Annotated in this window: 30 protein-coding genes; all 30 read right to left on the bottom strand. The window is 42.5% G+C overall.

Annotated features, from left to right (window positions below):
• Window positions 1-21: 21 nt before the first annotated feature.
• Window positions 22-468 carry a CHAP domain-containing protein gene (locus tag Q0590_RS25010; RefSeq protein ID WP_302040363.1) on the bottom strand — a complete coding sequence of 149 codons (447 nt, stop codon included), beginning with the start codon at window positions 466-468 and terminating at the stop codon, window positions 22-24.
• A gap of 44 nt (window positions 469-512) precedes the next feature.
• Complete coding sequence (locus Q0590_RS25015; RefSeq protein WP_302040364.1) at window positions 513-881, bottom strand: hypothetical protein; 369 nt, start codon at window positions 879-881, stop codon at window positions 513-515.
• Window positions 882-921: 40 nt separating this feature from the next.
• Entirely contained in the window at window positions 922-1,605 is a 684-nt protein-coding gene (locus tag Q0590_RS25020; protein WP_302040365.1) for a hypothetical protein, read from the bottom strand.
• Window positions 1,606-2,244: a hypothetical protein gene (locus Q0590_RS25025; RefSeq protein WP_302040366.1), complete on the bottom strand. Its 639-nt coding sequence runs from the start codon at window positions 2,242-2,244 to the stop codon at window positions 1,606-1,608. It abuts the gene before it with no gap.
• Between the two features lie 208 nt (window positions 2,245-2,452).
• Window positions 2,453-2,713, bottom strand: coding sequence for a hypothetical protein (locus Q0590_RS25030; protein ID WP_302040367.1), 261 nt, complete (start codon window positions 2,711-2,713; stop codon window positions 2,453-2,455).
• 18 nt (window positions 2,714-2,731) lie between these two features.
• Complete coding sequence (locus Q0590_RS25035) at window positions 2,732-2,962, bottom strand: hypothetical protein (protein WP_302040368.1); 231 nt, start codon at window positions 2,960-2,962, stop codon at window positions 2,732-2,734.
• Window positions 2,959-3,918, bottom strand: a complete 960-nt coding sequence (locus tag Q0590_RS25040; protein WP_302040369.1) for a patatin-like phospholipase family protein — start codon at window positions 3,916-3,918, stop codon at window positions 2,959-2,961. The genes Q0590_RS25035 and Q0590_RS25040 overlap by 4 nt, the downstream gene beginning before the upstream one ends.
• Before the next feature lie 30 nt (window positions 3,919-3,948).
• Window positions 3,949-4,551: a hypothetical protein gene (locus tag Q0590_RS25045; protein ID WP_302040370.1), complete on the bottom strand. Its 603-nt coding sequence runs from the start codon at window positions 4,549-4,551 to the stop codon at window positions 3,949-3,951.
• The gene (locus tag Q0590_RS25050) at window positions 4,551-5,204 is read right to left on the bottom strand and encodes a hypothetical protein (RefSeq protein ID WP_302040371.1); all 654 of its coding nucleotides are present in this window, start codon (window positions 5,202-5,204) and stop codon (window positions 4,551-4,553) included. Before Q0590_RS25050 ends, Q0590_RS25045 begins: the two co-directional genes overlap by 1 nt.
• Before the next feature lie 4 nt (window positions 5,205-5,208).
• Window positions 5,209-5,658 carry a hypothetical protein gene (locus Q0590_RS25055; protein WP_302040372.1) on the bottom strand — a complete coding sequence of 150 codons (450 nt, stop codon included), beginning with the start codon at window positions 5,656-5,658 and terminating at the stop codon, window positions 5,209-5,211.
• Between the two features lie 27 nt (window positions 5,659-5,685).
• Complete coding sequence (locus tag Q0590_RS25060; RefSeq protein WP_302040373.1) at window positions 5,686-6,261, bottom strand: hypothetical protein; 576 nt, start codon at window positions 6,259-6,261, stop codon at window positions 5,686-5,688.
• 63 nt (window positions 6,262-6,324) lie between these two features.
• Window positions 6,325-7,458, bottom strand: a complete 1,134-nt coding sequence (locus Q0590_RS25065) for a hypothetical protein (RefSeq protein WP_302040374.1) — start codon at window positions 7,456-7,458, stop codon at window positions 6,325-6,327.
• Between the two features lie 4 nt (window positions 7,459-7,462).
• Entirely contained in the window at window positions 7,463-8,611 is a 1,149-nt protein-coding gene (locus tag Q0590_RS25070; RefSeq protein WP_302040375.1) for a hypothetical protein, read from the bottom strand.
• An 8-nt stretch (window positions 8,612-8,619) separates the two neighbouring features.
• Window positions 8,620-9,804, bottom strand: coding sequence for a hypothetical protein (locus Q0590_RS25075; protein ID WP_302040376.1), 1,185 nt, complete (start codon window positions 9,802-9,804; stop codon window positions 8,620-8,622).
• Window positions 9,805-9,808: 4 nt separating this feature from the next.
• Window positions 9,809-11,893 carry a hypothetical protein gene (locus tag Q0590_RS25080; RefSeq protein WP_302040377.1) on the bottom strand — a complete coding sequence of 695 codons (2,085 nt, stop codon included), beginning with the start codon at window positions 11,891-11,893 and terminating at the stop codon, window positions 9,809-9,811.
• A gap of 9 nt (window positions 11,894-11,902) precedes the next feature.
• Window positions 11,903-14,248, bottom strand: coding sequence for a pectinesterase (locus tag Q0590_RS25085; RefSeq protein WP_302040378.1), 2,346 nt, complete (start codon window positions 14,246-14,248; stop codon window positions 11,903-11,905).
• A gap of 5 nt (window positions 14,249-14,253) precedes the next feature.
• Window positions 14,254-15,003 (bottom strand): hypothetical protein, encoded by a 750-nt coding sequence (locus Q0590_RS25090; protein ID WP_302040379.1) that lies wholly within the window; start codon window positions 15,001-15,003, stop codon window positions 14,254-14,256.
• A gap of 13 nt (window positions 15,004-15,016) precedes the next feature.
• Window positions 15,017-15,286, bottom strand: coding sequence for a hypothetical protein (locus Q0590_RS25095; RefSeq protein WP_302040380.1), 270 nt, complete (start codon window positions 15,284-15,286; stop codon window positions 15,017-15,019).
• 41 nt (window positions 15,287-15,327) lie between these two features.
• On the bottom strand, window positions 15,328-15,528 hold the full coding sequence (locus Q0590_RS25100) for a hypothetical protein (RefSeq protein ID WP_302040381.1): 201 nt from the start codon (window positions 15,526-15,528) through the stop codon (window positions 15,328-15,330).
• An 82-nt stretch (window positions 15,529-15,610) separates the two neighbouring features.
• A complete protein-coding gene (locus tag Q0590_RS25105; protein ID WP_302040382.1) occupies window positions 15,611-16,285 on the bottom strand; it encodes a transglycosylase SLT domain-containing protein in 675 nt (224 codons plus the stop codon).
• A 168-nt stretch (window positions 16,286-16,453) separates the two neighbouring features.
• Entirely contained in the window at window positions 16,454-16,615 is a 162-nt protein-coding gene (locus tag Q0590_RS25110) for a hypothetical protein (protein ID WP_302040383.1), read from the bottom strand.
• Window positions 16,616-16,669: 54 nt separating this feature from the next.
• Window positions 16,670-17,062 carry a peptidoglycan-binding domain-containing protein gene (locus Q0590_RS25115; RefSeq protein WP_302040384.1) on the bottom strand — a complete coding sequence of 131 codons (393 nt, stop codon included), beginning with the start codon at window positions 17,060-17,062 and terminating at the stop codon, window positions 16,670-16,672.
• A 47-nt stretch (window positions 17,063-17,109) separates the two neighbouring features.
• Entirely contained in the window at window positions 17,110-17,346 is a 237-nt protein-coding gene (locus tag Q0590_RS25120; protein ID WP_302040385.1) for a hypothetical protein, read from the bottom strand.
• Window positions 17,347-17,348: 2 nt separating this feature from the next.
• Window positions 17,349-18,077 (bottom strand): hypothetical protein, encoded by a 729-nt coding sequence (locus tag Q0590_RS25125; protein WP_302040386.1) that lies wholly within the window; start codon window positions 18,075-18,077, stop codon window positions 17,349-17,351.
• 12 nt (window positions 18,078-18,089) lie between these two features.
• Window positions 18,090-18,545 carry a hypothetical protein gene (locus Q0590_RS25130; RefSeq protein WP_302040387.1) on the bottom strand — a complete coding sequence of 152 codons (456 nt, stop codon included), beginning with the start codon at window positions 18,543-18,545 and terminating at the stop codon, window positions 18,090-18,092.
• Complete coding sequence (locus tag Q0590_RS25135) at window positions 18,542-18,973, bottom strand: hypothetical protein (protein WP_302040388.1); 432 nt, start codon at window positions 18,971-18,973, stop codon at window positions 18,542-18,544. The genes Q0590_RS25130 and Q0590_RS25135 overlap by 4 nt, the downstream gene beginning before the upstream one ends.
• A gap of 125 nt (window positions 18,974-19,098) precedes the next feature.
• On the bottom strand, window positions 19,099-20,382 hold the full coding sequence (locus tag Q0590_RS25140) for a hypothetical protein (protein ID WP_302040389.1): 1,284 nt from the start codon (window positions 20,380-20,382) through the stop codon (window positions 19,099-19,101).
• A 12-nt stretch (window positions 20,383-20,394) separates the two neighbouring features.
• Entirely contained in the window at window positions 20,395-21,447 is a 1,053-nt protein-coding gene (locus tag Q0590_RS25145) for a hypothetical protein (protein ID WP_302040390.1), read from the bottom strand.
• A 3-nt stretch (window positions 21,448-21,450) separates the two neighbouring features.
• Window positions 21,451-22,200: a hypothetical protein gene (locus Q0590_RS25150; protein ID WP_302040391.1), complete on the bottom strand. Its 750-nt coding sequence runs from the start codon at window positions 22,198-22,200 to the stop codon at window positions 21,451-21,453.
• Between the two features lie 236 nt (window positions 22,201-22,436).
• Window positions 22,437-22,808: a hypothetical protein gene (locus Q0590_RS25155; protein WP_302040392.1), complete on the bottom strand. Its 372-nt coding sequence runs from the start codon at window positions 22,806-22,808 to the stop codon at window positions 22,437-22,439.
• Between the last annotated feature and the right edge of the window lies 1 nt (window position 22,809).

Genomic DNA, 22,809 nt, shown 5'->3' on the forward strand with positions numbered 1-22,809 from the left:
GGATTATCTCTGTTGGAGTGTTTAGTCATGGATATAGCTGGCTACCGAATGTAGCTGACTTTTGAGCCGGTATTTGCGGTAAACACCATCTCCTTCACGTGAACCCTGAGAGTTTGTGTTTCCTTCAATACAAGTGGCATATTTGCCTTCACCCCAAGATTCGATAAAGCCAATATGTGCTAACCGTTTCTTACTAGCGAAGTAAATACCAAATACATCACCTTTAATTGGAATACGCTTAATTACCTTACCTGCTTTGTAAACGAGCTTGTTTGCCGGAAACCATGTAGGCACCCATCCGGATTTTGGCGTTTTTACCTGGCACATCTCATAAATGAAGTTGACAAAGGCCGCACACCAGGCCTGACCTTTTTGTAAGTTGACTGAAGCTAAAAAAGCTTCAACCTCTTTTCCATCATTCTGGCCTGTCAGCTCCCTGGTGCCAATGTAGCGTTTAGCCGAAGTCATAACAGCCTCTCTCTTATCTTGCTCTGGAATAATATAACCTCCTGTTAGACTGTTTGCAAGGACCAGATTACAAGAAGCATATAAGCAAAATAGATAAATAATGAATATTTGGCGCATGTGAGCAGGGTATATTTAGTTGTATCATTCGATTTTAAAAAGTCATTCTCCATAGTCTCAATGAAATAGCCATAGAGTTTTGGAAAGTTGAGCCGGTACCCTAGCCATGCTACAGAAGAGGCGACCAGGACCTTAATTACTCCGAAAAAAATAATATTGAGCTGGCCACTGTCAAAAGAACCAGCTTCAGGGTCAATAAGCCGGATGAAAGAGGGACCAATAAAATAGAGCACTAATGCAATGGGTAATCCTATCCATTCATTAAATAATTTGAGTAATCGATTGAATTTGGACATTAGTTGAGAGTTGAAAAAATAGAAAAACATGATTAGTTAATTAATTGGGTTTTTTCTTATTGACACGTTCTGATACTACTACCGTCCGGACGGTATCTACTCCAGATAATGGGTTGTAGAGATAGGTTTCAGAAAGAAAGGGTTTAGGTTTCCAGAATTTGGGTATTATCCAGATCAGCTTAGGCCTAGCGCCTTGGTAAACGGCAGTCGTTACATCATTGCGGATAGTAGAGCCTGGTAGCACTTCATAGGTTTCTCCATTATCCATAATGGTGAACTGGTTGTAGGTATCATCATAGTGGCCTACTTTTCCTTTGCGCTTTGTGGTATCTCCCACAATGGTTATCACATTGATTGTGGTATCAATCTTTGCCATTTTCAGACCTTCCAAACGGGTTGTAATGGATAGATCAGTCATAGAGTGAATCCTTGTAGAGTTTTTATTGAGTTCGGTATTAAACTGTTTAGAAAGGATGGAGAGCTTTTTATCCATTAGCTCCGAAAAAAGCTTGATAGATAATTCGTCTACCTCTACTGTGGCCTTCATCTGGCTGGCAGCATTGGTTTCTCTGATAATTTCCTTTTCCTTGTAAAACTCTTTGGTCTGAATCGCTTCCTTTTCAAACTTGTCAGCCTTATTGTAGAAATACTGAATACCGGCCTGTTGCATCAGTAGAAGCAAGATCACTACTACTCTGAAAATTAAATCAATGCTGAATTTCATCTAGTTGTTGGTTAAAAAATTATCAATTTTATACTCCAGCTCTTTTTTGTATTTGAGTACTTGATGTGAGTTGATGGATTTAAAGTCAAAATTCTCTGACAGGTAAGCAATACAGAGCATACCTACTGACACTAAGCGGTTATCATTTTCCCTTGGCGCATGTAAGAGCACACACACCATATAGCTGTAGCCTCTTGACTTCATGAACTTATCCATGTGCCAGTCGTCACAATGGCCTTGTTGCAGGCTCACAAACTCATTTTCCGACATTGCCACAAAGGTTTTTGAGAAGTTTTTAAGTGGCAGGTTCTGGCTTTGTGCATCTACATGCAGACTGTCTGTAATCGCCCATTCAGTATACATGGAGAGCTTCTTAATGGAATCTCCCCCGGCATAAAATTCTCCGTTATGTAGCCGCCATACCGATACGTGTTGCGCTTTTGTCTGGTCCCCAATGACTACGCAATGATTTTCTATATCATTCTTTTTCTGCATGAGTACTTTTGGGTCTGACTTAGCCTCCGCTATTTTGGCCGTTCGCAGTTGTTTGACACGCTTGATTACTTCTAATCCCACGTACCCCAAAAAAAGCACTAGTAATTCACTTGATTCTTTTAATAACTCTTTAATAGATTCCATTCATTTCCTTACCTTTTCGGCAAGCGGTTACAGTTTAAAAAATTAGCTTAAAGCTATATGACTAAAGAATGGTCATATTGACCAGGAATGGTCAAAAGGTTAAAGAGTGGTTTGTTTATGGTCTACTACACATCTACACATCTACACATCTACATATATAGATAACTATATGGATAGAGGTATAGGCAGGTCTGATGAATGGTTGGTTTTAGTCGAATCTTTCTTTAAAAAGCTTTTCAGCTTCTTTTAAAGCATTTCTTTGTTTTCGTTCTTCTAGGAGTTCAAAAAGGAGTGAAACAAGGCTTATACCAATGCCAATAGCCATTATAGGTAAAAAATCAGTTGGCAGGCTAGGAGCATTTTTCATATACTTCATGAGCAGGATAATACAGGTAATGATTAAATACCAACCAAACTTGGATATCCTAAAAATGCTTCCTAAGAAAAAAATGCGAATTAAAAGTTTCATACTACTTGCTGCTTAGACTTACTTAACTATTTTATTGTGCATGTTCTTTTGCAGCATATCCATAAATTCATCCCAAAGCTGTTGCTCCTTGGCAGATAGCTTATTATAATTGACAAACATAGGCTCTACTTTACTATACCGGTGTATCCCTCTGGCCAACCTTGCCTCCTCACTATAATCCATAATAACGGCCTGCTTGATAGATTCTTCTACTTTAGGAAAATGCACAATCATACTTTCTAAAATCATACGGCCTCCGATAAGATACTGCCAGAATACCGGTCAATCCTTTTTTCATCCAAAGCTGTATTGTAGCCAAGTTGCCACCAAGCGTTCATTTTAGCCTTGTCGAAAATGAGCGAATTATTGGTTAATTTCTCTGGAATCCAGTATACGTTAACTTTTACTTTATAGGCATGTGCATACAGCAAACCTGTCTCTAAATCGTTGGCTTCAATCTCATGGCGCATAATATCTGCAAGCCGGAACACATTATGAAAGAAATCTTTGGCCGGTGACTTTTGCAGGGCATTTCTGCGGCACCGGTGTATGATCACATCTACATGGGTAGCGCCCATCTGAATCACTTTCTTAAGTGACAATAGCTCGGTTACCCCTCCATCACACCATTCTCCTCCATTTTTATAGCCGATACTCATTACCCCAGGTGCATTGGCCGAAAACCAAAGGTAGTCTACCATATCCTCATACGAACAATCTAAGGAAGAAAAATGATGAATCTGTTCTGGCTCTCTGGAAGTTTCCTGGCAGGCCACAATGATCTGTTTGCCCGATTGCTGCAAGCATTCAAAATCAGCCTGAGAGAAAAAGCGTTTAATGGTTTTCCGCAAAGCTGAAGAATCCCCTAGCGTAGTTTTGCCTTGCAGAATACGCCAGATAGCCTTCCATATGTGAATTTTTCCATCGGCCTTGAACGGATTATAGGTAAAAATATCCTTTTGGGTCACAGTCGTATAGGCTTCCCGTAGCCGGTCCCACTCACGCAAAGCGACCAGTGGCGAAAGCAGCGAACCGGTAGAAACGCCTGAAATAATCTGATAATCTTTATTTAGTCTGGCAAGGGTACCTCCACCCAAAGCGCCTAATGCCCCACCTCCGGAAATCACAAGGGCATGGACCGGCATACGGTCTACTGGTGCAAGGTTGGGGAATTGATCTAAAACAGGTGCAATTAACTTGTTCATAGCAGTTGAAAAAATGACCGGTAGGTCTTATTAAATAGTGACAAAATTGATTAGATAGGCTCTGACAGTGGTTTGTCCATCTGAGAGAAGATTATCCAGGTATGGCTCTGTAGAGGCAGCTAATTGGGTATGTAGCGGTTCTAGTACCCCTTCAATGTAGAGGTCTATGTTTTGCTTAAAGACAGACATAATTTTAAATCCATCTAGGGGACCTAACAGATACCAGGCATTAAATTTTACTTCATTAATGATATTCTGCCTTCTAATTTTGCCCTCTGTGATAGCCTCTAAAGGTGAATAATACTTAATGGTTTCTTTTATTTCTCCGACAAACCCGGATGCCAACAACCATTCAATTCGTTTTTCTCGCTTATATACAAAGTCGTCTTTGCGGATATAGGTATTGTACTCTCTTACGCATAGCCCGGAATAGGCATTACTTACTTCATCAAACTTTTTGTAGTAATCTACTCCAATTAGCTCTCCTTTGACGAATTTGCGCACTTTGTGCAGGCCTAAAATATCATAGTTCAGATTGGCTGGCGATTCCTCCAGGCCGGTGAGCACAAACACGTTCAAATTTGGCCTTGGCTCTACAGTCAGCGTAAGTTGTTGTTCTTGTATGGGTTCCATTACTTAGCTATAATTTTAAGCGTGAAAAATTCAGGACTATAGTTGATATCACTCATAAGCGAGTGAGTAGCCGGAAACTGTGCTGGCAGGCCACTAGCCGAATAGGTAAGTGGTGCCTCTATCCGGGACACTCCAGCGGTAGCCGAAGGGGAATCATAGTGCAACACTATATCCTGAGATACGGTAGAAAAGCCTCTGAACACTAGCGGTTTTTTCGTATCTGCATGATCTGTAGTCAAGGCAAGGTAGTACAAGCCTGCCTCCAAGAGCACATTCATACCCGAAACCACATACTCAGCTCCATAGGTGGTTATGGTAATATCCATTGTCTGCAAAAGTAGCTCTGAAGGCAAAAAGCTGTCCAGATTGGATTTATAAAGACCAAAGCGGAATTTGGTAGCGTTCAGATTACCTCCTTGCAGCAGGTATAAACCCATTTGCAGGATTCTGGCAGAACGGGTTATTTTAAAAGGAATAGCCCGTAGCTTGCCTGTAAGCAGGCCTGTTGCATTACCCATTGCAGGGTTACCAAGCAGGTAAGGACAATATGGCCTTCCTGTGCGTATAGCCAGGGTAGACTGCGCCAGCCGGTGCTCCACACTGTCGGTAAACAGCCGGTCAATATCTTTATCATCGTAGGTAAGCCAACCCATAGTGTTACTTATAATAGCCTAAAATTCTAATGGAAATTATGTATGCTGTTGCCTGAGCCACTAGCTGCTTTTTTAAGACAAGAGCTGTGTTGGCCGGTACCACTGGTGTAGCTCCGTTAATGATCATCGGCATGAAGGTGTCCATGCGTATCTCCGAAAGGTCCAGGTACTCAATGAGCCAGTTATAATCCTGTGAGAGGAAACCTACGGAAATGGCCGGTGCCTGCACTAGACCAGAAATATTCTCCGGAACAAAGTCAATCTTTGTAATAAACAGCCGCTTGCCATTGTCAATGGCAGGCATCAGCTCCACTAAGGCAGCATCAGCCAGGGACACATTTTCTAGTACTTTCGTTACGATATTGATATTAGCCGGTGCATACAGGTTTCCTTTCCAGAACAGGCCTTCTTCGGTTTCAATTAAGTTTTGCGAAATGAAATTTTTGTACCCCATGACTGAAGCTGTTTAGTGTGAGAAAGATTATTGAGGCAATTCTACCTGTGGCGCTGGCCTATCGAACTTCCCGGCAGCAGCCTCTAGGGTTAATTGCTGATCAATAATTACTCCTTCCGGATAGACTTTAGACAGGTCAGCAAAATGCTGGTATTCTGATATCATTACGTCATTTACCTCAATCATCCGGTCTTTGGTCCCTTTTAGCACTACGGTAAAATCCGGAATTTCCCCTGGTATATGGATGCCATTGCGGAAATGACGTACCACTACTGGCAATTGAAACTCTATGCCAGGTATCACATCAATTACTCTGTTGCAGTAAAGGGTACGGGTAACGGTAGCATCGTATGGGTCAGCTCCGATTTCTTTTACGTTATGAAAGTGCTCGGTAACTTGTGGGTGTTTAGCCTCAAAAATGGCAATACAGGCATTTACTAGATCTGTATAAGTTGTTTTGAATGCCTCTGACTGATCAGCCATCAATACATTGTGATGTGCCTCCGGCAAGCTACTTGTCAGGTTGCTGACAGCTTCCCGTTGCATGAAAATCCGGTGTAAGGCAGTACCGTTAGCTTTTAATTGGATAATTATTCTGTCCATGAGTTGAAAAAATGAAAGTTAAAAAATGCTTAGTTGAAAAAATCGGCCTGTTTGCCGGTATGATTAATATTTGGCTGTTCTAATGTTGATCGTTTCTACTACTGAGTTGAAGCCTAAACTTTCTGTAGTATTGGCTATTCCTGTGTTGAAATTAGCCTTGTTGTACTGGCTACAAAACAGTTCCAGCTTGGGTCCAAAGTTCGTGTTTTCCAGTATACTCGGTGCAACAGCTCCGGCCTGGAACTGACATTGATAGAATTTCATCAAACCTACATTTTCTACAATGTTGCTGTTATGCTTGAAAATGGATTCATCGGTGCAGATAAAGCGAGAGTTATAGGCATTGAATGTCAACGCTTGAGCATAAAAGCTTTGCAGTTTGCTCTTAAAAGTCACATTCTGACAATGGAACAGTCTGAAAGGCCTCCATAGATCATTGTGTATTTTGCCGTTCCTGCACTCAATAAGGCCTATGTTTTCTATTGTGTCTAAACTAATCTCATTAACCGGATTAAATACCCTGGCAGTAGCCAGCTCTGAGGTATTGCGAAGGATGCGGATATTGCGGAGTATCGCATTGCGGTTGGTGGCATGGCCTTCCACATTATCCCCTGTTCTGAAATTCCACTCATACGAACTTTCAACAAGGTCAATATCTTCGATAATGCAATTAGTTGTGAGCGTATCTGAAAGTGAAGTAGTGGTTGTTGACCATGTACGCAGGCCTTTAACTCTTCCAGAGCCATTAGGCATAATTAGTTGACCATTCCAAATGCCAGAGCCATCACTAATGATCATACCTCCGAAGGTGCCAGAATAGCTACCGTTCACCCTGGAACCTTGCAGCAGGTACATTACGCCAGAGCCAGTATTATTATTGATATTGATGTTGCCATTAATGGTTGCTCCCCGTAAAACCAGGTGTGTAAAGCCGGAAACTTTGCCGGTGACGTTTTCATTGTAGGTCCCGGTCATTACTTCTATGATATCACCCGTGTTAGGAGCAGCAGCTATGGCAGCAGAAATAGTCTTATAAGGCTTATCAAACCGGCCACGTGCGCCGGTGGTATCATCCCCATCTGTGCCGTTGACATAGAAAATTCTTCCCATGTTTAAGGCCAGAATCACCTCTCTGTTTTTATAAAATAGCCCAAGAGAGCTATCTACCAGGTTTTCATTTAGATAGTGCTTTGGCATAGCCTTAAATCGTTATATCAGATAATGTTTCTTCAAAAATGTAGTTGCGGATCACTGACTGGTAGCGAACAGCAGGCAGGTCCTTATTGCCGGTGCAGTTGATAAACTTCACTGAGGTTGCTCCATACTGGTCCACATAGGCAAATATTTGCGTAGCTGAAGAGTGAGCAATCAAGCGGCAATTCAAAAATTCCTGTTGGTTAGGAAAATCAAGCAAAGGCTTGAAATACACCGGAAACGTTGTCTTGGAGACAAAATCACAGTTCTGGAACCCGAACCTTTGAATATAATCCTGTCCGGACCAGGCATAGGTCTGGCCAATGAACTTAGAGTTAATGGCTCTAATGCGACCAAATTGATAATCCCGTAGGGCTTCGTAGAGTTTTGATTCTGTGGTGCAGCCTTCCAGAATAAAGGTCATATCCACCCCTACAATGGCCTGGTTGCTGTTAGAAAGCATATCACAATCCCGTAGGATAGCCCGGTTAGAGCCTCCGTAGAGATTTAGGCAACGGCCTAGATCAGTACGGACAGTTACTCTCTCAAACAGGTAGCTATTGCCATTGTGAGCTTCGTTACAGGCAATGCCATGCCCTCTTCCGGTAATACTAATCTTGCCATCCCGGTAGGTAAAGTGTCTGCCTTTAGCAAATTCAAAAGCAGCCGCATTGGTGCAGGTTACGTCAATGCCACCTACAAACAGGTCAATGTAGTGTAGAAAAGGCATCCATACAGCTCTCGCTGTAGCCGTATCTGCATTGGTAACACCTGTGCGCTGAATGGTCCCAACACCTAGAATGTTTATCTTTCTTTCTACATTCAGGCCAGTATAGGTAATGGTATGTTGGGTAGCATCGGCAGAGGTATTTCTCAGCGTAGCTCCATACAGAAACAAGGTGACAGACTTGGTAAGATTAATTTGTCCATCATAGGTGCCGGTAAAAATATAGACAAAGCCAAAGTCCGGTGTAGCATCTACAGCCGCCTGTATGGTCCTAAACGGTTTATCTATCTGGCCAACCTGCGCTATAGCATTATCTCCTTCCAGGGACACGTAGCTGATTGCGCCAAACTTGGAGGAAAGCGCCAGGGGTATGCCTTTGTAGCTAATTACCTGTCCAGTATCTATTAATCTATCATTAATTTTGTGCATGGCTGTTATTAGTAAGGAGTAATCATAAATTCATACAAACAAGGCAGGCCTGGTATCACCATATTGTTCCATTCCCGGAAGCGGTAAGCCGGATTTACTCTTGGGTCAGAGGTGAAAGCATAGGCTTTGTTCATCTTGCTATTGGCAATCTGAATCCGAACCCCGGCCTGAACGTTCTCATACATATCAAATGTGTAGTTGAAAACCTGACCGGTACCGGCATAAAACTCACAATTGTCAAAGCGCCCCATCATGTTTTCTGAGCCTGCATGGTGAGAGTGTCCATACCAGTCAGAAAAGATGCAATCCAGTGCTCCTTTGAAAATGCAGTTGATGTGGCTGTTTCCACTGCCCCCTCCATAATGCGCCATAGCATGATGGTTGTCTGAATATATCTGACAGTTTTCCAGCCGGTTCCAGGCTCCAGAGCTAATCATGCCAAAGCCGTTCACTGAGCGCATCTGACAGTTTCTATAAAAAGAACCTCCACGATCTGGCCGTACAGCTGCTTGATTGGCAGAATAAAAGGAACAGTTTTCAAAAAGGATATGCGAGTTGTGATAACGTTGGGCTACACAGGCATTGCTATTGGTAGAGATACAGTTGGTATTAGTTACCTTACAATCCACTGCCCAAAGAGCCGGAAAGTCAGCCGGTGTCGTTGTATTTCCAGCATTCTCAATCCGCATGTTATGGATAGTTGCCCCAGAGCCATAGACTGCAATGCCAGTGCCGATATTGAAGATTCTGGAACGGCCAATGCCAATGATTCTCCCTCCTACGGCTACAGTAGCAGAAGCAGAGTTGTTAGAGATTTCAGAGTTTTCCAAAATCAAGGCAAGAGTACCATACTGGCCGGAAGCGATAGCGGAACCGGCACCCCCTGAGAGGTTAGCATTGACAAAATGCAAGAATACATTATTGCGTGTAAAAGTAACGTTCTCATTCCAGTTGCCTCCTAGAACCATTATTTTATCTATCACATTGGTATTGATATAGGGTGCATTTACAGCCGCTTGTATGGTACGGTAGGGTCTATCCATCCGGCCTTGGAGTGCAGTAGCATCGTTGCCCGTTGGAGAGACAAAGGAAACTCTGCCATAGGACTGTGTTGTGGCAATAGGCAAGCCTTTATATAAAAGATCTGTTTCGTTATCTAACAGATTATTGGTAATATGCCTTGGACCAGCCATAGAATTAAGCAGTTAAAATATCTTCGATTAGAACATTGTGAATCACTCCGGCACAGTTAGCGTTGTGCGGCTTATTCATGCTCACATTTATTAAATTGAATTTCTTATTGGTTGTATTTGAGTTGACAACACAATGGGTATGGCTTGCTTCAGCGATCAGCTTGGATTCTCTGATTTCCACTTTACCGCTGGCCACATTCTGGTTTACATCCACTGGCAAGCTGGTTGTTGAGATAAGTTTGGAATTAACTATTTCAATAAGGCCAGTATTATTGCCTTGAATACATTTGCCGTTGGCCCTTATAGTCGAATCTTCAATGGTAATGTTGTTTGCTCCATTGTAGGCTGGCACCGTATTTATTGCATACCCAACGGTTGTTTTTAGATTGCATCCTTTCAAGAGTAGTGGCAAACTACCCATCGAAGACAGATTCAATCCATTAGCAGCCGACAAATAGCAGTTAATCATTCTTCCTGCTAAACCAGCATACCCATCTGATTCATAAATGAATCCTCCTGTACTTTGGAAATAGCAGTGTTCAGCAAAAATGCTTATTTGTGTTCCATACGTATCATATAAGCAGCGTTTTTCGGCTACAAACTTGCAATTACGGGCAATGAACTGGTTAACAAACCAAACGCTAGCAGCTCCGGTACCTGTCCCTCTTGATTCAAAGGTTATGTTCTCTGCCTGTACGGAAATGTGGCCTGGGTTTCCCCCTCTTTCCAGGCAATGCCCATCAACGTGAGTATTAACAATAACAGATGAATTAAGTGTTATATATTGAGCATAGTTAAACTGAAACTGTGCATCCAGCATAAATCCTGCATTGCCGATCTTTACCGTATAGAGTTGATTTGATTCGATTCTGGCACCAAACCAAAGTGAAATTCTTTCACAGGTATGGGTACCGTTCTCTACAGTAACTTGCTCATAATAGGTACCACCCAGCACAATCACCGTTTTGCCTTGATTAGAATTGATAGCACCCTGAATGCTAAGAAATGGCCTGTCTATCCTGCCTTGCAATCCTGTGGCATCGTTGCCGTTTTTAGACACATATACAACTGAACCTTGATTGACAACAGTAGCAATACCTAAGCCCTTATAGAGCAGATCCGTATTGTTGTCTGTCAGATTAGGTGTTAGCCTGAAATCAGTCGTAGTTGAAGTAACGCCACCTTTAACAAACGGCACCTTTTGTATATCACAGCCAATAAAGGTGAGATTCAGCTTGGTGTTGGGAAAGGAAGCATTCAGCGCCATATCCAAGTGATAGGCAGCGCCAGCGATAAACCGGCAGTTTATCCATTTGATATACCCATTGGCAATATCCTCTCCATTGGCCTGGAAGTTGTAAGACTGAGTGCTCACAAATTCACAGTCATTGAACACAATCTCATTTACCCCTAAGTTGTTGGTGCCAAAAGTCAGGTTGCGAGTATTGGCAGCAGAAGTAAAGAAGCGGCATTTGCGGATAGTAGCGTTTCTTGCCCAGGTAAGCGAATTTTGCGGCACAATTTCCCGGACATTTACTAGCTCTGTGACCGTAACAAGTATACCTGTAAGGCGCTGAACATTATGGATATAGTAAGTGGCTACATCCGATAGGGTATGCAGCTCATGTAGCCCATCCACATAGATTGTTCCCCGAAGCAGGCCGCAACGTCTTAAATTTTTGATGTAGTAGGTTTTGCTGAAGTCAATGCCAGCATAGCCAACAGAGCCGGTAACTATACCACTACCATCAGAAGCAATCGTAAAATTGCCTCCCTGCATAGCCACATCCCCGGTAAGTGTAGCCGATTGCAGGTAAAAAGAAACGTCTGCTTTGTCTGACTGCACATTCCCGGTTGCATAGCTACCAGGCATAAACCAAACCTTATCACCGGCTGCAAGTACTTCTACTGCTTTGGCATAGGTCTTAAAAGGCCTATCTCTTCTTCCTTTGATTCCGGTAGTATCATCCCCTTTAGAAGCCGAAACAAACAGCGTATTTTCATCTATGGTAAAAGCTACCGGATTGTTCTTATAAAGAAGATCTAGTCCGTTATCAATTAAATTCTTGGTTATTTTAAAAAATGACATAGCTGTAGATTAAAGAGCCGGTGAACTCATGTTATTAAAATCGAGTGTGTTTGTCAGCCTGGTAGCATCGTAGAGCACATCGGTATTGTAGATGGTATTATTGACTTCAGCCGTATAAGCGCCTCCCTGGTAGGTTCTGATCGGAAGTGCAGCCACATTACCCATGATAATCCGATTGCGAGTAAAGCGAGACTTTACAGAAGGTACTTCAAAAGAATTACCATACAGAATACCACTATCGGTTGTAAAAGTAGATTCACAGATAATTTCACAGTCATCAATAATATTTACTACTGCGGCACCTGCTTCTATTACTTGTCCCTGACCTCTGAACCTGGTTCTTCTGGCATTGATACCCATTGGCCGGTGTATGGCTTTAATGGCGGCATGAGTAAGTGAGAACACTTCGCCACAATCTACTATATCACTGCGGTTAGAATCCGGATAACTGATAGCTATGGCTACATTGGTATTAGAATAGATTTTGCCACACCGGTAAAGCGAATAATAACTAACTTCGATAGCCTTGTTGGTAGTAGAGTAGATCTGGTCTACATCGTAGGCATACAAAGGATTGTACTGAAAATTGCCATGAATGGCTATGTTGCTTGTAGAGAATACCCTACCCATGTTGCGTAGCAGGATTCCCCCTCTAGTATTGCCATAGATAGCCGCACCGGTAGCAGAAGAAATTTCGGAAATTCCTTCAACAAACACGCTGTAGGTACCGGCATCCAATACAGAACTGCGGATAGCATTACCGGCACCGGTGTTTTCAATCTTGGTAGCTGAGTACTTACCTAGCCCTAAAATATAGAGATTGCGGCCAAGTACGGCATTGATCGTAGCTGTAGCATCAGCAGAAGTAATGGTTACCCCAGAATGCAAAAAGAGCAATATGCTTTTTTGTGCAGCAATGCTTACTACTTCAGTATAGGTCCCTTCAACTACTTCTACCTTATACCATTTAACATAGCTTGTAGGGGTAGCAGCTATGGCTGCAGAAATGGTTTTGTAAGGCCTGTCAATCCGGCCAGGCAGCGCTTTGGCATCATCCCCACTTTGCGAAACATAGTAGGTTTCTCCAAGGGTAACAGCCTGTACGATGTTTGCTGGATTGATACCGGTATTTTTCAGATTCCCCTCTATGGTAGAGGCCAGTAATTCATCAGTACCGGCATGAATGAGCGCATTAGAACCTACTAAACCATTGCCTTTTACATCAAGTCTGAGGCTTACAGAGTTTTCAGAACCTTTGGCCGCTATGGTCCGGGTATTTCCGGCTGTAGCATCGGTTCCCAGGTTGATACCAAAGAAAGAAACTACCTGCGAGAAATACAGGCCTGCTCTTGTTTTTACATCACTCCACCAGGCACCCAAAGCTGAAGGCACAATAGCCTTGTCTGTTACCTGTTCAGCAATGACTTCCGCATTGGTCGCAATGCGAAGCAAACCTAGCACTTCCGTAGTAGCCTGGTCCACATTAGACTGCACCACAAACCAATCAGCGGCTACAGCTCCGGCTACATCTTTATCAGTAAAGAACAGATCACCGGCCTGAAGCCTTACGTTCTCTACGATACCTGGCAGCGTTACCCGGTAGGTATCTCCTTTTACCCCTGAAGGAAAAGCGGTTGCAATCGAAGCATCAAACGCTTTGGGTGACTTCAGCGCATTGTTGATCAGATTGTCTACATAGCTCTTTACTGCTTTTTGCGAAGCAACTAAGGTATCTGAATTACCCAGGCCTATGTTTACATCAATCTGGCTTTGGGTAACCCTTTGCAAGATCAACTCATAAATTTCCTGGAACGTAATATATACGCCACCGGCTCTAACGCCTCCAGTATCTTTATTTCTTTGGTGAGCCAGCGAATCAATCGAAGATTCTCTCCAGGCGCTTACCGGCTCTAAGGTCAACGGGTCAATTTCTGCTGGCGTGAAATTATTGTCAGCTACCGTAGACTGCCATATTTTGCTGTCATAGACAACAAAATCCTCATTGGCATAGGGCTTATCTTCTGCTTTCCATAAGGACAAACCGCCTTTATTCATAGCCGTATCTTCAGATTCGATACGCCACACTTTCCAGTTGGCGTTATCCATAATATCCAAAGATTTATAGCCTTTGATCAGCTTATAGGTAATTCCCTTATCTGCGGCATAGGCCAGCATGTTCCAGGCTCTGTGGTGCTTGCGGATGCCACACACAGACATTTCCGTACCGTTACTCCAGAAATCATAGGTATGATAGCCACCCAAATGCTCATTGGGAAATGAAGCAGGCTGTGGAGTGTCCGGGTTATTTATTCTAAATGGGGCTGTCCCCAATGTCCCTATCCTGTTTTCTGCCATGTTGATTAATTGATTTGATAGTTAGCAAGTCCGGACACAGTAGTATTGGACATCCACACATCGAATGATGAAGAGAAGCCATCTGAATTGACAAATGCCCCGGTGCGAACTCTGGTGAAAGCTGTATTTGGCAGACCGTTTACTGAAAATTGCGGCACACCCCAAGCGGTAGGAAACACATAAATGAAGTACTGCCCTCTGCCATCAAAACCGGAAAGGGGTTTCACCCGATTAGAAGCAAATTCCTGCGATAGTATTAGAATATCCGCATCGGTAATTGCCTGGTTGATACCATCCTTTGTTGTGGTTCCCCAAAAACGTTTATGGGACCAGCCAATCGTATTAGAGGCATAGGCCGTATCTTTTCCGGCCTTGGCATACATCTGGAAGGTAGTGGCTATGTTTTGCTGAGCCATTACAGTCAGTGTTCCGGATTGATTATTACCGGTTGGTACAATGGCAGTACCGGCAACATTAATCTCGGTAATAGCAAACGTGTTCTTTACCACTGACCAGGAAAGGGTAACTTCCGGTGAAGCTCCAAACTGCCTGGTGCCACCTCCTACAAGCGAAGCGCCAGGAGGCACAGCCGGGAAGAAACCTTCCAGAAATTCAGGAATGGTCACCCCTCCTAATGTATGGCCGGAAAGTCCTGGAATGTTAGGCTTTGTGATAGGCCTTTGTCCGTTGAAAGCAAGTACTTTGGCTGTGCCTGAAGTAGTAAGGCCTCCTTTTTTATTAAATCCGTATGACATTTGGCTTTAGAGATTAAAATTCGTAGACAATCTGTGCTTTGCAGCCTGCGCCCAAAGCCACTACTGTTACAGCCGTTCTAATCTTGCCAATGAAATCATAACAGAAAGCTGAACCGGCAGTAATAGTTACCGTTTTGCCATTCGCATTTCTAAGCAGCAGAGGCAATTCTTCAGATAAATTTTCAATGCTTGCCACAGAGAAACCATCCGGAATGATAAACTCCTGGTTTTCGATTGTGATGTGCTCTGGTGTTTGCAGATTGCTATTGATAATCAGTGTCATGGCAGGAATGAGAAACAGTTGAAGAAATGAGTGTAGAAGGATTATCCTTTGGCTACAGACTTAATAATCACGTTGATTACTGTACAGATCAGAAAAGCCACGACCAGGGCAGCAACCAATTTGTAGTATAAATCGTCAGCAATCTTTACCTGCACATCGGTTTTGATGCCATCTGAACCAAGCACATTATTGAGAATTGTGCTGAAGCTTTGTTTTTGCGGAGTTGAATTTTGAGGTGACATAAGTTTAAAAAATCTGGAAAATTTCAAAAAGTGTATATTTTGGAGCTTCTACTATTTGTAGAATAGGCTCCCTAAAGGTCTGTTAAGCAGTCTTACCTAGCAGATCATTCAGTTTTAAAATGTAGTTGGAAGTTTCAGCGCCTCCCTTTTTTTGAGCAAAAGCAATGGTTTCCTCCACTGTAGCGCCTTGTGGCTTGTAGTTATAACCGGCATTGTAGCGAACCACTACCTTATCTAGCCGTACTAACTTGCCCTCGGTATGCTGATCAATCAAGGCAGATAACAGAATAGCCCCGGTCATAAGGTTAAACTCGGTATTGAGTAAATCTTGTTGGGTCACTACCTTGCCAGTATTGTTATTGCAGGCAAGCGGTTGGTTCATGTATTTGAAAGACAAAATACAGTCAAGCCGTTTGCCTAATACTTTTCTCAGGATAGCTTGTTCTTCCTTGGATAAGCGGCCAGCTTTTGCCTCAACATGGATAATATTGGTAGCTGTATCTGGGGTGAGCTGCATAAGGCCTACAGCGCCAGCTTTCGATACGGCTTTTGGATTCCCGGCAGATTCGATATAGATAAAACTGTTCAGTATAGCTACCGGTACATTGGCAAGTTTGGCTGCTTGATTAATTTGACTGCCAAACTCTCTGTAGGTTTTTGCCATTGCCGTATTGATTGTCGGCCAATCGGTAGGCTTATAATATTCTTTTAAGTTGCGAGACATCGGTACACGTACCTCTACCTTATTAGAAAACATAGCTTTGATAGTTGAAAAAATGCCCATACCAATTGTGGGAATAGAAAAAGCAGCCACTTAAAAAAACTGGTAGGGAAAGGACAATGGCTAAACCTTTCACCTACCAGGCAGGATATTGGCACATACCTGGTATGGCTGTATCCTAATGACCCGTTCAGGTCTAAAGTATTAAGCCTTTTTAATGCTTACCACTTTATCTTGCTTAGCCGCAAGTGGAGAAGTGCCAGCAGCTTTCGCAGCTAGCTTCTTTTTCCACACGATAAAACCTGCAACTGCAGCGATGATCACAACGGCAATAAGGGCATAAAGAACTTTCTTGTTTTTTAACATGGTATTATGGATTAACACTTATTTACTAATTGATTTAGGGTAGATTTTAGTGGCTTAGCTTTTATATACATAGGTTTTGAAGTCAGAAATGCGATTTGTTTTGAATATCGGCTCTGTTACTTCACTTATGCCTAGGAGCTTTTGTACATTTTCTAAGGTTTCTTGCCCAAACACTCCATCTATGCCGAACTTTGGAAACTTAGCGCCTTTGCGAGATTGCAAGAACTGTTGTAATTGCTCTACCCGTTTGCCGGTACTTCCTTGTTTTAATGGAAATTTATCATTGGCCGGTGCAGGCTCATTGGACCTAATTTGGTCCATTGGTACTGGCTCTATGGCCGGTCCTAAGTCATTGGACCTAGTTAGGTCCTTTGCCATTGGCTGTGCAGCTGCTTTTCTTTTCTTGTAATATATCCAGCCAGCCGCTAGGATTGCTAAACCTGCCATGATAAAGAGCAATTGTTTTTGTGTCATTGCCATTGTATGAGTATTACTTATTTGGATTTGCCGGTTACCGTATCATAGTTTTTGCCTTCGTGAGCAAAAGTTGTCGTTTGCTTTTTCATAGCTGTTGCCCAGGCAATAATGAATTTATTATCGAATCCTTTTGTCTTTGCCTCACCGATCACTGCTAGAGCATTGCGTACATTCATGCGTACAAACAGCAGGTAATAGCCTGCACCGATAGCAAGAATGGCAAAGAGGATGATCACATTGCGGTTGATTACCATAGCTAGTTAATTTGAATCTTGGGTTGTAAACTCTTTAATTTAGTTAGCCATGCAGAAAGCACTCCTTTCCGATAGAGCACAACAAGCACTATGAGGACCAATGCGAGCAGAAACACACTTGCTACAATTCGCTTCGTTTGTTGTCTAGCAGTTGTTTTCTCGTCAATGAGTGTGTAAGTAAACTTGTTGCCATACTTGTCTTTGTGCTTCCTGCATAGCTCTAAAAATTCTTTGAACTGTTGGGCATTGGCAAACACCTGGCAGGCAGCAGAATAATTATTAATTTCTTCTGTCGTGCCACTAGCAGCTGCACGATGTATGTTGATCCCAAACAGGCCGGTTTTTGTCTTGGCCGAATTAAAATTCAGTACATTATTCTTATCATCATCCAGCAAAGCAGTCACTTTGCCGGTCTGCACCAAGGCTTCATATTTGCCTTGGTGCAGACCAATCGAATAGGCATCTACATATTGACCTTGGGCAAGTATGGAGGTAGCATTTCCATTAAAGCCTTTTTCCAAATAATACTTGCCTGGGTCAGTGGTAATGCGGTACTGCTTATAGCGCCATTTTCCATTTTGCTCTCTGTAGAATACCCACATGGTATCATCAAAAGCGTTAGATAAGATCGTTGCAGCTCTCACACCGACAATATTCAGCTCATAAGGTCTTTCAAGGACCTTAAAACCTTTCTTTTTGAGTGTTACCAGTATAGATTTGAACTTGATCATCTAGTGTATTGCTTATTTGGCACTTTTAATAATAGTCAGGGCTCTCTCATAATTTGGATAGGAACCAGATAAGCCCATATCCTTATATGATTTGAATATCTCTTCTATGTACAGCTTCAGGGATTTGCCATGCAATTGCATCATGGTCTGATTGAGGGTAGAGAGCTGAGCCTTGGTTTTGCCTGATAGGATAGAAAACACCTTTGTTTCATCATCTGTAAAAAAGCCTTGTGCTTTGATCAGCGCCTGGGCATCAGCTTTGGCATCGTACTTTGTGTCAGTCTTTACATTCAGTAATACTGAATCCACATCTACTCCATTAGCGCCAATCCCATTTTCTAAAATGACATCTATCTGCAATAATTTTTTGCGTTTCTGTGCAGCCTTGGCTTTACCCATAATGAAAGCCACGATTACTACGATAACTAGCAGGACTGCTAAACCTAAAATCAGTTTTTGCTTTTTCATCTGATCATCCCCCTAGAAGCAAGCGTAGCGATCAGTTGTTGATATTCATTTGGGTTTCTCACTATGCGGATAATTACCCATACAGCCAGCAAGAACACGATAAGAAGGGCTACCAAAGCCATTTTAGAAGCTGTTCCGAACATAGAGAAAAATCCATCCAAGGTATCATCCAGGCCATCAGCTACATAGCTCATGGCACCTTTTTCTACCTGTATGCCTTCCTTTTGCAAATATTCCCGTAGGACAACTGTATTGGCTTTTCCATCCAGAATAAAGCCATCTGTATTGCGTTGTTTCCAGGCTTTGAGGAAATACAGATTCGCTTGTTTTTTGCCAAACTCGTCTTTCATGGCCTTATGCCATACAATCCATTCGGAATCAATGGCATCTTTCCTGGGAATACTACTAACAGTGTCTACTTTAACCATAAAAAAATAGGGTACCTTAGAGAGATACCCGTTAGTTGAAAAAGTTGAAAAAATCTTGCATCCTATACAGAGGCCTTTTGGCAGCACTCCTTCAGACAAAAAATCCCCTCCGGGTAAAAGTAAAATTATAGGAGTTTTGCTACCCAGGCAGGTTTTACGATAAGAGAAAAGAGAACAAAAAAGAGAACAGCTGCAGAGGCCAAGAGAACAACTTTATAGCGTTCTGAGGCCTTTTTTTGTTCATCCAGAGAACGTTCTTGCTGCAAAACATAAGGCTCTAGTATTTGCATCGTATGCTCAATGTTCTCCAAAAACTGTTCACTCTTTGAATAACCCGATTCAGCGAGTGCTCCGGCAAAAGAATAAGGCAAGGAAGAAAAATTGAAAACCTGTGTAAATCTTTCATCCTTATGCAGCCTTGCGTACTGGTCAGCAATCGAATAAGTAGGCGATTGATAGGCACGTAACTGCTTTTTTACCAAGAACAGTTCGTTAGAAATTTCCTTAATAATCTTCTCTTCTATGGTTTCTTTTACCCCTTTTACCTGCTTTTCCACCCAAACTGTCTCACCTTGCCATTTGCTAGTGACTACTTTATCATACAGGTTTTCACCAGGCCGGTTCACAGAGTAATCAGTCAGCATAGCCGCTTCAGCTAGGGAAAACAGCACCGGTACCCTGGCTTTGTCTTGGTAAGCACGAACATATTTAAAGTAGGTCTTCACAAATAGCTCTACTTCCTGTAAGTTGATTTCTTTCTTTTCTTCCGGCTTATCTGAATCCTTATCCTTTTCCTCTTCATCATCGTCCGGATCTAGGAAGTCCTGGCTTGGTTCTTCAAATCCTAATCCATCCTCTTCTGATTCGTAGAATAGGTCTAAAAGCAATATGGTACGTGGCAATACCACTACCTCAAACTTTTTATTGATGTCTAGTATGATTGTGCCAATATCATCTTTATCCAGCTCCACAATAATGCGGATAGAAGTCTCTACATACTTGGAAAGAAAGTCAAGTAACTCTGTTTGGTAGGTACCTGTAGCTGTTTGCTTGTAGTAGGTGAACTTTTCTACTAACTGGTCAGCATTGTTGGTGTATAAACGAATCTTATTGCATTTGAAGGGTGAAGCATACATAGAAGCATTGAGCTTTTCTATTTGGGCAGCCGTTATCAAATCAGATTGGGTTGGTGCTCCCTCTCCTACCTGGCCAATATAGGCCATTGGTAGCTCACCGGCCTGGGCAAGACCGATGTAGTTAAATTTGCCAGCTCCCTCTCCACTAGCGCCAATATATCCCTGCCTGCTAGTCAATACAGTTTCTTGCATAGCCCCTCCCCCGATATTCCAGGTCTTTGGCATATCAGATTCATTAGTGAGTACTAATTGTATATGTTGCAGGGTAGCCATTGAAAGAAAGGATTAAGCGATTCTTTTAATAAAAGCTAATACATAGTATGGAGGCCTGTTTTCATGCGCCTCAGTCTCATACACATTGTTTACTTCATCTACAAGCACACCACCTGCTACAGAGGATTCAGTAGTGGTAGTAGCTACTTTTTGGTAGGCATCATTTCCACCACTGTTTAAGCTAGTACCTGTGCCATCATCGGTAACTTTCTCATATTCGTGTACGTGTGCAGGTACTTCTTCTTCTGCTAAAGTCACCCTCTCTTCTCCCCCTTCAGCCTCAATGAAGTAGTCGCCACCTGGTCCCTGGTCAGGGTCATAACCGGCAATAAATTTACCTCTCAAATCCGGTGTACCGTTCTGGCCATCACATAGCGCCCAATTTACATAAATATCATCCCCCAGGCCGGTTACTACATCAAAATAGGCAATGGAATCTCCATCAACCATTATAATAGAGCCAACCGGTGAGGCCTGTTCTTCTAACACGGCCACTCTGTCTTGCAGGTCTGCAATATCATCCTGGGCTAGTTCCAGATCTTCCTGGGTAATGGCAATTTGTTCTTCAGCTATGCGTAAATCTTCTGTGGTTTGCGCTAATTCTTCACCGGTAGTAGCTGATAGGCCGTATTGCTCAGCTAAAATATCAGATGCCCGCCTGAGGCCTACAAAATCAACTTTGCCTGTGGTATCATCTTCAAAGGCAAAACTCATGGTACGAATCTGGTGAACGTACTTTAGGGTTTTGTCATAATACTCAACCGGATTAAATTGGGCATACTCTACCACAAATGACAAACAAGGCCACTGGCCATCAACAAAAGAGCCTTCATCCCCGGCTACAGCAAAGATTTCTCCCTGGTAGAACACATATCCATCGGTAAAGCTATAGTCATTGCCTACTATTTCTAGCTGGCAACCGGTAAGGATTGCAGCTTCTATCCCATCTGGCAGCATCATGCGGCCAAGGGCATTAAATCCCTCTTTGTAGGCCTGCTGGATAAAAGCAAAATCCTCTAATTGGATAGGGTGAAAACCGGTATGGGTTGTAATAAAATGATTCATCGCTTATTTTCTTTTGCTCTGAAAGTCTAAAATGAAATTCTTAATCTGCTTTACCCTCTCAATCATATCTTGCCGGTCATAAAAGATATTGGCAGTTGCGTAAATGGCTTCAGTAGCCGGAAAGCCATAGGAAAGATATACCCGTAAAGCAGTCAGATCAGCTTCTATTTCCTCAGAAGTATCTTGTTCATGGTGCATCCTTTCATGTAAAAGAATCAGCATACGCATGGGTACGGTATAGTCTAGGAACTTATGCCTAGCAATTTCCATAAAGCCTGTGGTACGGGATACTCTGGCCGGTGTAAACATTTTCTCTCCAGTATTGCGGTTGACAATATGCCGTGAGAAGTCTATGGCAAATTGCTTGTCATTGGAAACATAGCGGCCTGGTTTGATCTTACTGGCTTTTGCTGAAAACTCCATTGCAAATTCCATAAAAGCTTTGGTCTTTGGCCGTATCCAAAGTGGATAGGTCCGTAGGTCCTTTACTTTTAGGTCCACTATCTGTATATCTTCATCCAAGCCGTTTTCATTGACAATATCTACCATGAGCACATCCGGAGCTATCGGCAAAGGAAGCTCAAAGGTTTTTACTCCATCAATCGGCTTTTGCTCAGTACCGGCTCTACGGTCAAAGAATTTAGTTTTGGTATGGAAAGCATCATAGCCAGTGATACGAATAATGGCATCATTGCCAACTACAGTCACATATAAGGTTTGTGGAACAGAATCCAGTCTGGCAGTAAATTGCATGGAGCAGAGTAAATAGCTTAAAAAATGGCCTGTTATGGCATTAAAAAAACTAGGACAGACAAGACAAAATTGACCGGTAATGGTCTGTTATGTTTGGCTTGTCTGTCTAGGAAATATAATTGCGATAGAACTTATATACTGCGTAAAAAAATGCAATCATGCCTAGCAGATAAATAAGCGACATCACTTTGTTTTTGGGTGCAATATCTTCAGAATAGCCTTGAAAAAGCATATACTTACTTTTTGCTTGCTGCTTTGAAAACTAGGAAAAGCACTAACAGAAATACTACGCCAATGGCTGTATAGGCTGCTACCGCAGGCATACCCAGGATAGTCTCTACTTCTTTTTCCTGACGTAAACCGGCTTCAAAATCAATGGTATCTACCGGAGCAGCACCCCCATTTTTTTTGTTTCTAAGCATTTGGGCAGCTTTGGCAGAACCTATCGATACACCTTGTAGGATACCTTCAGCACCTCCAGCTTTTTTTACTAAATCACCAAGTAAATTTGGTTTCTTTTTAGCTGGCGCACTTACTTGTACCCCTGGTGCCTGTAGTTGGCTTACCCCTGAAGTTTTAACGCCTGGTTGAGATAATGTATTAATCATG

It is taken from the genome of Rhodocytophaga aerolata, from assembly GCF_030503435.1.
In the GTDB taxonomy this organism is placed as follows: domain Bacteria; phylum Bacteroidota; class Bacteroidia; order Cytophagales; family 172606-1; genus Rhodocytophaga; species Rhodocytophaga aerolata.